The following is a 14,823-nucleotide window of genomic DNA, read 5'->3' as shown; positions in this document are numbered from 1 at the left end:
ATGTGCACGGTCTCTCTCCGGCCGCCCGTACGCGAAAGTCGGTGCACAACGATCAGCGCGTACCGGGACCCGTCCCGTGTTGCTCAGTGGCGACTGCTCAGGTTGGGGGTGAGAACGCGGCCGGTGCGGGGATCAGCGCGTGGGGGTTGGGGCGCCATTGGGTGGTGAAGGGGAAGGTGTTGTCCACCCACAGCACTCCGGCGAGGTCGTCCGGCATGGTCCACCTCGGTGGTCTGTCGGGCTGCATCTCGATCGGCTCGTGGATGAAGGAGTCCCCGAAGTCGAACTGCACGCGGATCGAGTTGGCTCCGCGCAGCAGGTCATCGAGCTGTCGCACCTCAAGGCCGGTGAACTTGTGGGCTCCCGCTGCGACGACCAGCGGCAGGCCTGTCTCCTGGGTGAGCTCCCGGTACCTGCTGACCTTCTTCTCGATTCCGGCGGCCAGGGGCTGGGCGGAGACGACGCGGGCCATTTGGCTCGGCGGCACCAGGCAGGCGGCCATACCCGGAGCCTGCATCGCGCGGCGGGTGCGGTGGTCCGCCATCACAAGGAAGGTGTAGCCGTGGCTGGGGAAGCTGATCATGTGCAGCGGGGACATCAGCCAGCGCCGCAGGTCTCGGGCGATCTTCTTTGCCGTCTGGGCATCGGGAGCTTCAAGTGGCCGGTCACGGTGCCCGGCCACAGTCAGAACGAGGGGAACCGGGATGTCCTTTACACGCTCCACCAGCGCGTGCCAGGCCTTCATCCGGGAGAACGTCGCCTTGGGCGGGCTGTGGGTCAGCACCTCGACCAGCGCGATCGGTGACCCAGCCGGGTCGGTGACGGTCCAGTCCGGCGTCAGAGTGCCCCAGCGCTGTTCGTACTCGATGTTGAAGCCGCGCTCGCGCAGGGCGGCTCCGGCCGGGAGTTCGATCATGTCCGGCCAGAAATTCTGGTCGCGCCACAGCTTTGCCGCGAACGCGGGGTCCCAGTAGGGCCAAGCAGGCCCTCCAGCTCTTCGAACAGGAGGAGCGAAGCCCTGTCGGTCTCGGTCTTCTGGACCGGCAGGGCGGTGCGTTGTCGGTCAGTCCCGGCGGGCGCCCTGGACGATCCGGTCGATGACGGCTGCGGCCCGCTCAGGGTCCTCCTCCAGCCACGTGCCGAGGTGGTCCTGGACGGCCTGTGCGACGCAGTCGCGTACTTCGGTGTTCCCCAGCACGCCCCGCGTGGAGCCCGAGAACTCGGGACGGTCCAGCTTCACCGACACGACCGCCGTCAGGCCCTCGCCGATCCGATCGGCACCGAAGTCGGGTTCCGTAGCTGTCAGCAGCCCCTGTTCCCGCGCGTACGCGGTGATCGCGGCCGTCATCCCGTTGCGAAAGCCCACCGCGTGGGTGCCGTTGATGGTGGGCTGGCTGTTGGCGAAGCTCCGGACCCGCTCCTCAGGACAGCTGCACCAGCGGAAGGCCACCTCCATCACCCCCGCCATCCGAGGGTCCTCGTGCTCGAAGGCGATGGTGTCCATGGCAGCGGACGCCGCCGCGTGCACGTCGAGGAGGGCGACGAAGTCCCGTGCCCCGCCCGGGAACCGGAGCCGCACCGAACGGGACCCATCCGGCCGGCGCAGGTCGGTAAGGGAGATCTCCAGGCCCTGGTTCAGGAAGGCCAGTTCCCTGAATCGCTCTTCCAGCCCGTCGAACGAGAACTCTGCGGCTCCGAAGACGTCGGCATCGGGCCAGAAGGCAATGGTGGTCCCCCTTTCGGTCGCCGTCCCCGCCGCGGTGAGCGGGGTGGTGGCCACGCCGCGCACGTACTCCTGGACCCATCGGACTCCCTCGCGCCGCACCTCGGCCATCATCCGTTGCGACAAGGCATTGACGACGGCGGGCCCGACGCCACAGAAGCCGAGCGATATCTCGTGGCGGCCTCCGGCTCCAGTCCCGGCATGCATCTCGGTGAGCAGGGCTTCGAGCCCGTGACCGCCGACGGCCCCCTCGTCGATAGGAACGCCCGGCCCGTCGTCGGCGACACACACGCCGCCGTCGGGCGTGAGGGTGACGTCGACAGAGGTGGCGCGGCCGTCCAGAACCTCGTTCACCGCCCGGTCCGCGATCTCGAACACCATGTGTCGCAAGCCGCGTTCACCCGTCGAGCCGATGTACATTCCGGGCCGCTTTCGAACGGCTTCCCACCCCTCCAATACCTGGATGTTGCTGGCGTCGTAACTGGTGGATTCCTCGCTCACGATGTCCCCTCCGATGGTGTCCAGCAGGACTCCCCAGGCTAGGCGAATGCTAGAAAAACACCAGGTCAGAGCAATTTCACCGATGTCACGGGCGGGCGTAGGGGCGGCTGTCCGGAGGTAGTGGGCCCAGGGGCCGCAGGTCATCGCCGGAGCGCGGCCGCGGCGCCAACGAGGGCGTGAACGGCACCCTTTCCAGCGGCCCCGAGGCCCCAGTTTCAACTCCCGTCGAAGCCGTCTGGTCTCTCGTCCGCAGGGCGATGGGCAGCACCGCCTGGACACCCCCGACGGCCCGGCTCTGCCAGCCTAAGGATCAGCGTCGCCAGCACGTGGCTTCTTTCCGTATGCTTCAAGCCGCCCCTCACGGTAGACCAGCCTGCGTTGGGGCGTCTGGGTGCCGGGGTGCTCTGCGCCCAGCATCCTCACCTGGTCCGCAAGCGTGGCCGCCTCCCCGGTCTTGTACCCCGCGCACTCCTGCCAGTAGGCAAGATGGCTCCGGATGACCGGGACGAGGCGATCGTCCGGGCCCCCCACCCGCAGCACGTCCGTCAGCAGTTCCTCCAGCGCAGCCACCGCACCGTCCGCATCACCCGCCTCCCCCCGCCAGAGGGCCAGATCGCGCCGGATGACCAAAGTGTCGGGGTGGTCGGGGCCCAGGTAACGGGTCGTGGTGGTGAGGAGGCGTTGGAAGTACTCGCGTGCCTCGGCGGCTTGGTCTCTGTGGAGCAGACTGCGGCCGGCCTGGTAGAGGACGGGGTGGACTTCTGTGTGATGGACCTCGGGTTCGGCGCAGGAGGTCAGGGCGGCGGTGTTGTCCCGCAGGGCTGCGCTCAGGGGGATGTCACGCGCGAACGGGGGCCAGGCCGCGCTGAGGGCGTCGGCCGCGGTACGGGCCAGGTGCCGGTACTGGTCGGGGGTGAGGGTGTCGCGGACGGCTCGCTGCAGCAATGGCGAGGATGGACTTGCCCATGGCGGGGCGTCCCGCGAAGCGGATCCTGGCAGCCGAGTCCCGCGTCGCCCACGCCCAGCACGGCATCCGGCTCATCGTCGTCGATGCCCTGCACCTGCTCACCTACGGCACCCGCCCCTTCGTCTCCCGCTACGAAGAAATCTCCGACATCTCCCGCTGCCTCAAGCTCCTCGCCAAGGAACTGCATGTGCCTGTGATCGCCGTCTCGGAGCTCAACCGCGGCGCCGAGCAACGTGCCGACCGGAAGCCGATGATGAGTGACTTGCGGGACTCCGGCGCGTTGGAGGACAACGCCGACGTCGTCATCCTCCTCCACCGTGAAGACGCGTACGAGCGGGAGAGTCCTCGGGCAGGCGAAGCCGATCTGATCGTCGCCAAGCACCGGCACGGTCCGGTAGCCACCTGCACGGTTGCCTTCCAAGGCCACTACGCGCGTTTCGTGGACATGGCCCAGACCTGACCGCTGGCGTTGTAGGTTCGCACGTCGCGTGTCCCTTTCCCACTGACGATGGCCCTCGTCTGAACCAAGGGACAATTCGGTGAGAACCTTCGAACCTGCCCGTGCGATCCATCTCCCTGCATGTGCAGCCACATTCACCACGAAGGCCGCGTAACATCACCCGCAGAACCCCTCGTCAAGCTTTCCCCCCGCTCCGAGGACGCGACCTGCACCGTCGGGGGGCGTGAGCACGTATCGCAGCTCGCCGCTACCTAGCGGCCCTGCCCAGGGCGGGGGGCGTCCACGACAACGTAAACAGTGGTAGTGCCGTCATTCCCGACTTTTCCGGTGGTGGCAGGATCGGCCTGAAGCTCGAGGCACCCGGACTTCCCGTCACATCAGCACGGGCAGAACGTATGGTCACAACCGGCGAAGAGACATTTTCCAGCTGCTGCGGGAAGCCTGAGGGGGCCGGGATCTATGGCTATGTTCTTGAAACCTGATGCACCAGAGTTCAGCGTCGACGTCCTCCAGAACGAGTATCTGCCAGAGGGCGGCCGGGAGGTCCACGCCATCGTCACGGTCACGGCAACCGGCGGCGACACCAACGGTAGATCCGTCACTGGACCGCATCCACACAGTGCGGGGTTGGAACAGGGCGTGGCGGTAGCAATCATGGTCGACTGTTCTGGGTCAATGGACTATCCGCCTGCCAAGATGTGCGGTGTCAGGGAGGCGACGGCCGCAGCGATCGACACAGTGCGCGATGGGGCGCATTTCGCGGTCGTGGGCGGTACGGACCAGGCCACGGAGGTGTATCCGGGTGGCGGCAAGCTTGCCGTCGCTAACACCCGCACCCGGCAAGAGGCAAGATGGGCGCTGCGCAAGCTCTCCGCGGGCGGTGGCACTGCGATCGGCACCTGGCTACGGCTGGCTGACCAACTGCTGCACTCCGCCGATGTAGGGATCCGGCACGGGATCCTACTCACCGACGGACGTAATGAGCACGAGTCGCCCGAGGACTTGCAGGCCGCGCTGGACGCCTGCTCGGGCCGTTTCACCTGTGATGTGCGAGGGGTGGGTACGGACTGGGAGGTGAAGGAGGTCACGGGCATCGCCTCGGCGCTCCTGGGCAGCGCCGACATCGTCGCCGACCCGGCCAGGCTGGTGGACGACTTCACGCAGTTAATGGAAAAGGCGATGCGTAAGGAGATCGCGGAGGTCGCGCTGCGGCTGTGGACGCCCATCGGCGCGGAGATCACGTTCGTGAAGCAAGTCGCGCCCACCGTTGAGGAGCTGACCGGCCGACGCGCACCGGCGGGCCCGCGTGCCGGTGACTACCCAACGGGCGCCTGGGGTGAGGAGTCCCGCGACTACCACATCTGCGTCCGGGTCCCCGCGGCTGACGTCGGCCAGGAAATGCTGGCCGCCCGCATCTCGGTGGTCGTCCCGCAACCCGACGGCAACCCGCTCATCCTGTCCCAGGGCCTGGTCCGCGTGGTGTGGACCGACGACATGGCGGCGTTCACCTCGATCAATCCGCAGGTCGCCCACTACTCGGGACAGACGGAACTGGCTGTGGCCATCCAAGAGGGCCTCGACGCACGCAAGGCCGGCGACCACGACCGGGCAACGGTCAAGCTGGGCCGTGCGGTGCAGCTCGCCGTGGCGTCGGGGAACGTGGATACTGCGAAACTGCTTGCCAAGGTGGTGGTCGTGGTCGATGCCGCGACGGGAACGGTGCGACTGAGGACAGAGGTCGCGGACGCCGATGAGATGGCCCTGGAGGCACGGTCGACCAAGACGGTCCGCGTGGCGCCGCGCTCCGGTGCGCTGGGGAACTACGACACCACGAAAGTCCTTGGGCCTGAAGGAAACGGCCCTGACAGGCCGCGGCACGGCGGGGGTGATCGGCACGGCTGGGAGCCGCGGCTACTGGAAGCGCAGTTGGTCGAGCAGGCACCTCCCGGGCGGGAGATACCTCTGCACGTGCGGATTACTCGGGAGGCCGGTGGTTCCGTCGTGGCACTTCGGGCTTTTCACATCCCTCCAGCAGGAGCACAACTCCGCATTACCGTGCACGCTCCTGGCCTGCTGGCGTTGGGAGATCTGCAGCAGGGACTGACCGTTCCGCCCGGCCGGGACTCAGACTGGCTGCAATTCGGCCTGCGCACCATGAAGCCTGGACTGCATACCGTTACTGTGCGGGCCTTCCACAGAGGCACCTTTCTTGGCGAACTACGTGCGCAGGTCTCCGTGCAGCCCGACACGCCAGCCAGGGATGGCTCGCCACGCACTGCACCGCTTGCCACCCTCGCGTTCGATCCGGGGGAGGTGACCTTGCAGGTACTCAAAGGCGCGGACGGCACCTACAGTTTCCAGCTGCTCAGCGAAACCACCTACGCTCCCGAGTCCTTCCGCCTCGTAGCGGGCGACTCCCACGGGGCGAGGGAGCGGATCTACGACGAGCTTCGGCGTACCGCAGCCGCTGCCGGGCAGAACGGAGGCAGAGATCAAGGCCAGGCCCGTCGGCGGCTGATCAATCTCGGCGTGCAGTTGTGGGCGACGGCGGTGCCTGACGCCGTGCGCCAGCAGTTCTGGGAGGAGGCCGGGCACGTCGCATCATTGACCGTGCTTGGTGAGCATGATGTTGTGCCCTGGGAGCTGCTGTATCCCCTGGACGGCCAGCGAGAGGGCGACGGATTCCTCGCCGAGTGGCTTCCCGTGGTCCGACGGGTCTTCGGACAGGACCGCGTACGCGAACTATCCCTACCTCGTGCTGCCTTCGTGGTGCCGCCCGGCTCACCTCCCGAAGCGGAGCGTGAAGTGGTCGCGCTTCGGGCGAGACTGGGTGACACTGTGACCGACGGCGGGACCCTGACCCATCGCGCCGCCGTGAGCGACCTCATCGACGAAGGGCTCAACGGGCTGCTGCACTTCGCCTGCCATAACTCGTTCACGAGTGCCGGCTCTCACGTCACGATGGCGGATGGTCCATTCGATCCGATCGATCTTGCCTACGCCACCCAGTCTCGGGCCCTGCGTACTACCCACCCGCTGGTCTTCTTCAACGCCTGTCGCAGCGCCGGCCAGATCGACTGGTTTTCCACCAGCCTGGGCTGGGCGCCGCAATTCCTGCAGGCGGGTGCGGGGGCGTTCGTCGGCACCCTGTGGCCGGTACGGTCCGACTCCGCGCTGCTCTTCGCCGACACGTTCTACGAGCGTCTAGTCGCCGACGGCCAGAGTCTGGGGCAGGCGTCCCTCAACGCACGGCGGGCGATCCGCGATCACGGCGGGGATCCCACCTGGCTGGCGTACGCCGTCTACGGCAGCCCTGCTGCCTGCGCCGCCACCCCTTAGAAGCCACTACAAGTACACCCCGACAGGAGAGCCATGGACGAGCCGGTCTTCGTCATTCACGGCGTCGGCAACCGTGACCCGCAAGCATTCACCGCTACCGTCGAGGCCCTGCAGGCCACGGTGGGAAGGACTTTGGTACCGGTCTACTGGGGAGACCTTGGCGCGGATGACCGCTACGTCGACCTCGCGCTCCCCCCTCGCTCCGCCGGGCTGCGGGATACACCCGAAACCGTTGATGTACCGTCCAAGATGCTATTGGCTGCCCTTCTCAGTGAAACCGAGGGGCCTGTTCCAGGAGACCTGCCGGCACCCCTGCGTGACGCGGTCCGCCAGGGCTTGGACCCGTCGCACAACAGCGGACTGCGTGATGGCCGCAACAGTCCGGTCGCGGACCAGGTGCTTGCAACACTCGCCGAGGAATGGCCAACGACTCATTGGCTGTCGCTGGCCGATGACCCATCCCTTCTCAGCGAGACGGGAATGGCCATCGCCCATGCAGTCACTGAGACGCGAGAGCCGGAGGATTCCTGGGCGGGACTCCGTGGCGCAGCACCCGTTGACGGTAGTCTCCGGTCACTGATCCGGCGTCGGCTCGCGGACCTGGACCGCGTCGCAGGCGCGGCGATGGGGGTGGTCGTCGGCAGGGTGAACCACAGCTTGCGCCACCGCCTCGGACCAGGCGCCACCAGATTTCTTGGCGATGTACTCGTCTATCAGCGTCATCGCGAGCAGATCCATGCTCGGGTATGGGAGCAGATCGCTGCCGTCGATCCCGAACTGGGACGCCACCCGGATCACCCCGTACCGCTGGTGGCACACAGTCTCGGCGGGGTGATCGCTGTCGACATGGCCACTGCGCAGGAACCGCTGTGGACTTCGTCGCTACTCACCTTCGGCTCTCAACCTGCGTACTTCCACCTCTGTGACCCCCGCGGAGGCCAACTTTCTCCCTATACCGGCCACGAACCGGTCGTCCTGCCGAACTCCCTGGCCCGCTGGACCAACCTATGGCAACCACTCGACGTACTTGGCTTCGCGGCCTCCCACGTCTTTCGCCTCGCCGACGGCACATACCCGGTCGACATACCGCTGCCCCGCACCGCCACCGCAGGGCTATGGACGCACTCTGCGTACTGGAGCCTGCCAGAACTTGCCTCCGCGATCAGCGATGCGATGCACCACCAACATCGTGACCCTGACAAGCGACAACTATGAGAGCGCCGCGATCCCTTTCGACTCTGCAAGTGACCGAGAAGCGATCTGCTCGTCGCGGGTGCAGTGTGTGAACGTTTTCGGGCGACCTCCTCACACTCGTCAAGTCGGCATGCCCGAAGAGGGTTAATGACGGAGCCTGGGTATCCCTCTCTCCGGCAGATGAGCCGTCGGCCCACGGTCACGACGTAGCAAGGGCATCGGATTTCAAGGGACAAGAGCGTGAGGCGGAGCTGCACTGTCCCTTGAATGAAGCGGCCAGGAAAGCCCAGGTCGAGACACCGGAACGGGACATTCCAAGTGCGAACCACGGCACGGAGAGCCGACCGTGGCGGCGCCGCGTCGCACAGCAGTTACGGGACAACCCTTAGCACTCAGTCAGGGAACCTGGTCTGTTTCAAGGATTTGCACCCGTTGAGAGATCATTACGCCACCGCGAGTTCCGCGAGTTCACTGAAGGCCTGGTGTCCATCAAGCTGCGGATACTTTCCCAGAATATGACGCATACCAGAGGCGATGAATGTCCGGACCGCGTGGTAGTACTCGGAGGCTGGGCACTCTCCGTGTCGATCCGGATTTGCCGATGAATCAGCCTTTACCGTGTCTCCGCTCAATACGAGGTGGATGATTTCACTGTTTTCGGTGAAGCTGATTTCAGATTTCCCGTCGCGGGGAAGATCCCGGAGCGAATATCCGAGGCAGTACATCAGGTCCATGATGGGAACGGGGGCATTCGGAAGGAACTGCATGCCGCCGATGTTCAGGAGGGTCGGGTAGACGAAGTAGCTGTAGCGAAAGTCCGTGGGTGTCAGGGACTCAAGGGTGAAGAGTCCTTCGTGGAGGGATTTGCGGGCGGTTTCGTTCAAGATGTCACCGCGGTCGTCCGGTGTGAATTCGATGGTAATCATGTGTGCTCCTTGCTGTGAGGGGTTCGATGACTAGGCGCCCCCTGGGGCTGCTCCCCAGGGGGCGCCCAGTGCGTCCTTCTAGTTTAGATGGGGTGCGCTGTGCGGAGGCTTCCGTCTTCGTTGAGGATTACGCGGATGCTCGTGGCCTCGCGCCCGCCTTCGCTCTTGGCGGTCCTGCCGATCGGTTTGTGGAAGTCGAGTTCGTAGATGATCCCGTCACGGCCGCCGGTGTTCTTCGATATTTTCCCCTGGTCGATAGCCTCCTGGATGCGGAGCTTCAGCCTTTCGCCCTTCACGAATTTACCCTCGAAGGCTCCCTTGGTTCCCTTGGCAGCTTCGAAGTCCTTGCCACCGGACCGGTGAGAGTCAAGAACATGCTGCCACCCGTCGTGTTTAGGAGTGGCCCACTTGACGGTGGGACGGAAGACTTTGGAGGATTGGGCGAGGTCGTGGACCTTGTTGGCAAGCTTTTCGAGCTTCTTGGGCTTGCCCATAGGAGTGATAGAGGCGGCGAGTGCCCCGCAGCTGGCTACGGCCGGGTTCTTGATGCACTCTTCGACCTCGGTGATGGCGAAGACGAAGTCGAGAACGAGGCCGCTGGCGCTCTGGGTGGCCTCGCGGTCGATGTAGGCATCGTCCGAGCTGCGCAGGCAGGAACCGAGGGCTCCGGGAACGCCGATCACGGAAGCGCAGCCGCGCTTCTTCTTATTCTTTTGTTCCTGCCCCTTCTTGAACTCTTCCTCGGCCTTGCGCTTGGCTTCGGCTTCCTCGGCGCGCAGTTTCTCCCTGGTGATGTCCCAGGCCTTGGAGGCTTCTGCTTCGGCTGCCTTGGCGTCCTTGCCTGCGGCGAGCGCGCCACGGCGAGCCTCGTCGGAGGCGGCGCTGGCTTCACGGGCCGAGGTGCGGGCCCAGTTGGCGGAGAACTCGGCGTTGGCAGCGGAGGCTTCGGCGGCGTCCGCGTCGCGGTCGGCGGCGTTGGCGGCGTTCCGGGCGGTGGCTGCGGATTTCGCGGCCTGGGCTGCTGATGCTTCGGCTGCCTTGGCGGACCGGTCGGCATCCTTGGCGTACTTGTCAGCCTGTTGGGCGGACTTGTCGGCCTCCTGCTTGGCCTTGTCGGCGTCGGCCGCGGCCTGGGCGGCGACCGCTGCGGCGCGGGAGGCTTCCCAGGCGTGTTTCTGGGCGAGCGCGGCGGTCTGGGAGGCCTCCTGGATCAGGCGCTGGACCTGAGCGGTGTGGGTCTCGGCGAGCTGGTCCTTGCGGACAGCCATGTACTGACCGGCCTGGATGAAGGTATGCAGCATGTCCGGCGTTCCCGCCAGAGCGATTTTGGCTGCGGCCTTGAGCTCAGCCCCGCCGGTCTTGAGCAGCCGGTGGGTGGTGACGCGTTCGTCGGTGTACCGCTGCGTGTACCGGCCGCTGTAGAGGAAGGCGGCGAGCTTTTTGGGGTCGCCGTCCTTGAGTACGGCCTGGGCTGCTTCCTTCACGCCGGGGCCTGCGGTGCTGGCGACCTGGTGGACCTGCACGCGGTACTCGGTGACGGCGGCCTGGTGCTGGCCGGTGGTGTAGAAGTCGCTGACCTGCTGGTCGGTTCCCTTCAGTGCGGTTGCGGCGGCGGTGCGGACGGGCTTGATGGGGCTGTGGTCCGCGAGGTCTTCCACTCGCGTGCGGGCGTCCTGAAGAGCGGACTTCTTCCACCCGGTGCGGAGGTAGTCGACGACGGTGGCGTCATCTCCTGCGAGGGCGTCAGCGGCGGCCTGCTGGCTGACCGGGCCGCGCAGAGTGCTCTTGAGTGCCTTCATCGCCAGGGTGCGTCCCTTGGCGGCCAGTGCCTTCGGGTCCGCTCCGGGATGCTCTGCCTCACCGGTGAGGCCGGTGGCTTCCGTGTCGAGGGCCTGGTTGTCCTTGAGGAGCTGTCCCAGGCTGGTGGTGAACCTGTCGTCGGCCTGCTTGAAGTCGGTGGCACGTTCCGTTGCCGCGGCGGTGCGGCCGGCAAGGTCTTCTGCCTCGCCCTCGCGCGCCACGTCGTAGACGCGCGTGGCGGTCGCGACCGCCTTGGTGGCCTCATCGGCGGCCTTCTTCGCCTCGCCGGCCTGCTTTTTGGACTCGTCGGCGGCCTTGGCGGCTTCACCGGCATGTGCGGCGGCCTCGTCGGCGGCATCGGCGGCACTGCGGGCGTGCCCGGCTGCGGACCTGGCCGCATCGCGGGCCTCGAAGGCAGCGGCGGCGGACTTCTTCGCCAGGGCCGAGGCGGCGTTCGCGGCGCGGTGGGCTTCCTTGGCGTGACGGCGCGCCTCCTGGGCGGCATAGCGCGCCTCGCTGGAGTGGACTCCGGCCGCATTGGCAAAGGTGTTGGCCTCCTCGGCTGCCGTGGCGGCTGCGTCGGCGTTGCCGGCGGCGCTCTTGGCCGAGGCGACGGCTACGTCGGCGGCCTTGGATGCCTCGCCCGCGAATCCGGCAGCCTCGGCGGCCTTGTCCGCATCCTTGGCCGCGGCTCGGGCCTCGGTGGCCAGTTTCCTGGCTTCGGCGGCCTTGCTGCCGTCAGTGGCGACTTCGGCGGCGGCGGTGCGTGCCCGGGAGGCGGCATCCGCCGCGGAGGCAGCGGCATTCGCTGCCTGAGCAGCGGCGCTGGCTGCGACCCGGGCAGCGGCGTTCGCGGCGTTTGCAGCGCTGATGGCCTGCCGGGCAGCTTGCGCCGCACCTTGCGCCGCATCCGCCGCGCGCCCGGCCGCGCTCGCGGCGCGCACAGAGTCCTTGCGGGCCGCCTCGGTCTCCCTGGCTGCCTTCTGCGCAGCGAGCTTGGCCTGCTCGGCCGCGGCGACAGCCCGCTCCGAGGCTTCCTTGGCGGCATCAGTGGCAGCCTTGGCCTGCTGGCCCGCCCGTGTCGCCTGCTCCGCGAGCTGCGCGACGGTGGCCCGCTCCTGGTCCCGGTTGCGGGCCGTGAACTGGCCGACGTTCAGGAACTCCCGGGCATCATCCGGCGTCCCCTTCAGCGCAAGCTTGCCGGCCTGCTTGACCGCCGGACCGCCCAGACTCATGATCTGGAGAACCTGGACACGGTCGTCGGTTTCCTGAGCCTCGAACTGACCTTCGTCGAGGAACTTCTGGACGGCCTCCGGCCCCGCTTCCAAGGCGGCTTTGCCGGCGTCCCTCACGCCGTTCCCGGCTGTGCTCATGATCTGGTGGACCTGGACCCGCTGGTCCTGCTGGAGCGGCTCCTGCCAGCCCGACAGCAGGAAGCTGCGTACCGGCTGCAAGTCCCCAGAGGCCAGTGCCTTCTTGGCCGCTTGCCGTACGCCGGCGCCGCCGATACTCAGCACTCGCAGTGCCTCGACCCGGGTGTCGTGATACTCGGCGAGGTCGTTCTCCACGGTGAGGAATTTCTTGACGTCCTCGTCCGACCCGGTCAGCGCGGCCTCCGCGGCCGCCTTCACTCCTGGTCCGCCGCGCGTCCAGATCTGCACGACCTGGCCCCGCTCCGACAGCGGCGGCAGATCGCCCGCATCGCCCTCAGCGCCGTACGAGGGAGCTGCGCCAAGCAGTTCGGCAAGCAGCACCGGGGGCAGTGCAGCGGCAGCAAGACCGTAGCGGGGTGAGATTCCGCGCCGCTTTCCCGTCAGTCTCTCCGCAGCTCTGCTGATGCCACGGCAAAGCGATTTCTTCCTTGACAAGTTGATTCCTTCTGCAGGGTGTCGCAGCTGCGCAGAGATACGTCACCGGAAGGACTTTGTTCCCTGCATTGGAAGGACTTAGGTCCCGATGTGGACTCGCCGATTACCACACCGAATCAGCACTCAAAACACAGCCGCACTTGGCGCGACTGACCGTCAGCCAGGCCAAGTGTTCTTTGCTGGTACCTTAGCCTAGCTTTACTAAAGCAATCCTCTTTGAGGCACTGTTAACATCCCCCTCTGAAAGGCCCCTTGTGATAGCTCGCGTGCGGAAACTCCTGACTGTCGGCGCAGTTGGCGCCGCTCTGACGGCCGGGGTGGCCGTGGCGCTGCCCCTGGCTCACGCCGCCGGCCCCGAAGCCGGGAAGGCCGCGGATGCTTCAGCCGCCGAGATGCCCTTTGCTATAGAGACGTTCGAATACCCGAATGCGGAAACCGTCCTCAATGAGCGGAAGATCACGCTCAAGCGCGGCGACGGCAATATCATGCTGAAGCCCGGCAGCGGCCAGGAGGGGTACGAGGGCTGCGCCGCATCCAACAACATCTGGATCGAATCGCGCGTAGACAAAAAGGGATTCTGCTTCGTCGCGAAGGCCAAGTCCGGCTACCTCACCATGGAAGTGCCCGACGCCTATGCCATCTGGACCGAGGACCATGCGGTCCGCGCCAAGCTCACCGCCGAAGGCAAGACCACCACCGTGGACGCCCCCAAGAACAACGTCACCCAGGTCGGCGAGACCAACGTCCCGGGCGGGGGCAAGCGCTCCGTGCTCGTCGAACTCCGGGTCACCGGATAGCCCCCGACACGGTCCCATCCTGCTCGCCCCACCCAAGGAACACCATGCCCGCCAAGACCTCCCGCACAGCGCTGTCCGCCGCCGTGCTGTCCGCCCTCGCCCTGCCTCTGCTCCTCGCCCCCAACGCCGGAGCCGTAGCTGGAGACCCGGCCAAGGACGCCACCTACGCCTTCACCACGCGCCTCGTCATCGGCGAGGGCGACCCCCAACGCGCCTGCTCAGGCACGCTCGTGAGCGGACAATGGGTGCTCACCGCCAAAAGCTGCTTCGCCGACGCCCCGGGTGCAGACGTAGGCGCAGGCAAGCCGAAGCTCAAGACCACCGCCACCATCGACGGCCGCACCCTCGACGTGATCGAGCTGGCCCCCCGCGCCGAGAGGGACGTCGTGCTGGCCAAGCTCTCCCAGCGCGTCACCGGCGTCACCCCCGCCCGCGTCGCAGCAACAGCCCCCACCGCAGGCGAGCAGCTGCGGGTGGCCGGCTTCGGCCGCACCGGCACCAAATGGGTGCCCAACCAACTGCGCACCTCGGCGTTCTCCCTCGGCCAGGTGAGCGGCTCCAGCCTCAGCCTTGCGCCAAAGTCGGCCGGCGCGGCCGTTTGTCAGGGCGACACCGGAGGCCCAGCCCTGCGCTCGAAGCAGGACGGCAGTGCCGAGGTCGCAGCCGTCAGCTCCCGCTCCTGGCAGGGCGGCTGCCTGGGCGCCGACCCGGCCGAGAAGCGCGCGGACGCCATCAGCACCGGCATCCACGACCTCGCCCCATGGATCGCCCGGACCACGAGCACCCCGATGACCGCACCCATGGGGCTGGCCGCCGGCAAGTTCACCGCAACCGGCCAGCCGGACCTAATCGGTATCGATCCTTCCGGCAGTCTGCAGTTGTTCCCCGGGGCCGGTCACCACACCGCGGGCCAGCCGGTCACCATCGGCTCCGGCTGGGGCGGCATGTCCCAGCTCACCCCCGGCGAGTTCGCCGGCAACAAGCACAGCGATCTCATCGCCCTGGACAAGGACGGGACGTTGTGGGCTTACCCGGGCACCGGCAAGCTCAACGGCGCCCAGACCCTCGGCAACCGCGTACAGATCGGCCGCAGCTGGCAGAGCATAACGCTCCTGGCCGCCGGCGACTTCACCGGCCACGGCAACCGCGACCTGCTGGCCCTGGACAAGGACGGGACGTTGTGGGCTTACCCGGGCACCGGCAAGCTCAACGGCGCCCAGACCCTCGGCAACCGCGTACAGATCGGCC

Annotated in this window: 9 protein-coding genes and 2 pseudogenes; 6 read left to right on the top strand and 5 right to left on the bottom strand. The window is 67.0% G+C overall.

The genetic code is table 11. From position 1 onward, the window contains the following. Positions 1 to 97: 97 nt before the first annotated feature. The 3 genes from IE206_RS35525 to IE206_RS35515 form a co-directional block, all read right to left on the bottom strand. A complete protein-coding gene (locus IE206_RS35525) occupies positions 98 to 916 on the bottom strand; it encodes a hypothetical protein (protein WP_189969676.1) in 819 nt (272 codons plus the stop codon). A gap of 147 nt (positions 917 to 1,063) precedes the next feature. Next, positions 1,064 to 2,224 (bottom strand): ATP-binding protein, encoded by a 1,161-nt coding sequence (locus IE206_RS35520; RefSeq protein ID WP_229853301.1) that lies wholly within the window; start codon positions 2,222 to 2,224, stop codon positions 1,064 to 1,066. A 303-nt stretch (positions 2,225 to 2,527) separates the two neighbouring features. Further along, entirely contained in the window at positions 2,528 to 3,169 is a 642-nt protein-coding gene (locus IE206_RS35515; protein WP_189969672.1) for a tetratricopeptide repeat protein, read from the bottom strand. Positions 3,170 to 3,258: 89 nt separating this feature from the next. On the opposite strand from IE206_RS35515, the pseudogene IE206_RS35510 reads away from it, so the two are divergent. The 4 genes and pseudogenes from IE206_RS35510 to IE206_RS35500 all read left to right on the top strand — a co-directional run. Next, a pseudogene (locus tag IE206_RS35510) lies at positions 3,259 to 3,651 on the top strand (DnaB-like helicase C-terminal domain-containing protein); the annotation flags it as partial. 459 nt (positions 3,652 to 4,110) lie between these two features. Next, positions 4,111 to 5,445: pseudogene (locus tag IE206_RS42800) on the top strand (vWA domain-containing protein); the annotation flags it as partial. A 360-nt stretch (positions 5,446 to 5,805) separates the two neighbouring features. Further along, a complete protein-coding gene (locus IE206_RS42795; RefSeq protein WP_229853314.1) occupies positions 5,806 to 6,990 on the top strand; it encodes a CHAT domain-containing protein in 1,185 nt (394 codons plus the stop codon). Between the two features lie 33 nt (positions 6,991 to 7,023). Further along, entirely contained in the window at positions 7,024 to 8,205 is a 1,182-nt protein-coding gene (locus IE206_RS35500) for a hypothetical protein (protein WP_189969666.1), read from the top strand. A gap of 422 nt (positions 8,206 to 8,627) precedes the next feature. On the opposite strand, the gene IE206_RS35495 is transcribed toward IE206_RS35500, so the two are convergent. Continuing rightward, positions 8,628 to 9,110 carry a hypothetical protein gene (locus IE206_RS35495; RefSeq protein WP_189969664.1) on the bottom strand — a complete coding sequence of 161 codons (483 nt, stop codon included), beginning with the start codon at positions 9,108 to 9,110 and terminating at the stop codon, positions 8,628 to 8,630. Between the two features lie 83 nt (positions 9,111 to 9,193). Continuing rightward, complete coding sequence (locus IE206_RS35490; RefSeq protein ID WP_229853300.1) at positions 9,194 to 12,664, bottom strand: ALF repeat-containing protein; 3,471 nt, start codon at positions 12,662 to 12,664, stop codon at positions 9,194 to 9,196. A gap of 380 nt (positions 12,665 to 13,044) precedes the next feature. Between IE206_RS35490 and IE206_RS35485 the strand changes: the two genes are divergently transcribed. Together IE206_RS35485 and IE206_RS35480 are read left to right on the top strand one after the other, a co-directional pair. Beyond that, a complete protein-coding gene (locus IE206_RS35485) occupies positions 13,045 to 13,575 on the top strand; it encodes a hypothetical protein (RefSeq protein WP_229853299.1) in 531 nt (176 codons plus the stop codon). 44 nt (positions 13,576 to 13,619) lie between these two features. Beyond that, positions 13,620 to 14,823, top strand: a 1,204-nt coding sequence (locus IE206_RS35480) for a S1 family peptidase (RefSeq protein WP_189969662.1), incomplete at its 3' end; no start/stop codon positions are given.

It is taken from the genome of Streptomyces violascens, from assembly GCF_014649955.1.
GTDB classification, from domain to species: Bacteria; Actinomycetota; Actinomycetes; order Streptomycetales; family Streptomycetaceae; genus Streptomyces; species Streptomyces violascens.
The sequence above is the reverse complement of the archived record's forward strand: the minus strand, read 5'-3'. Positions and strand labels throughout refer to the sequence as shown.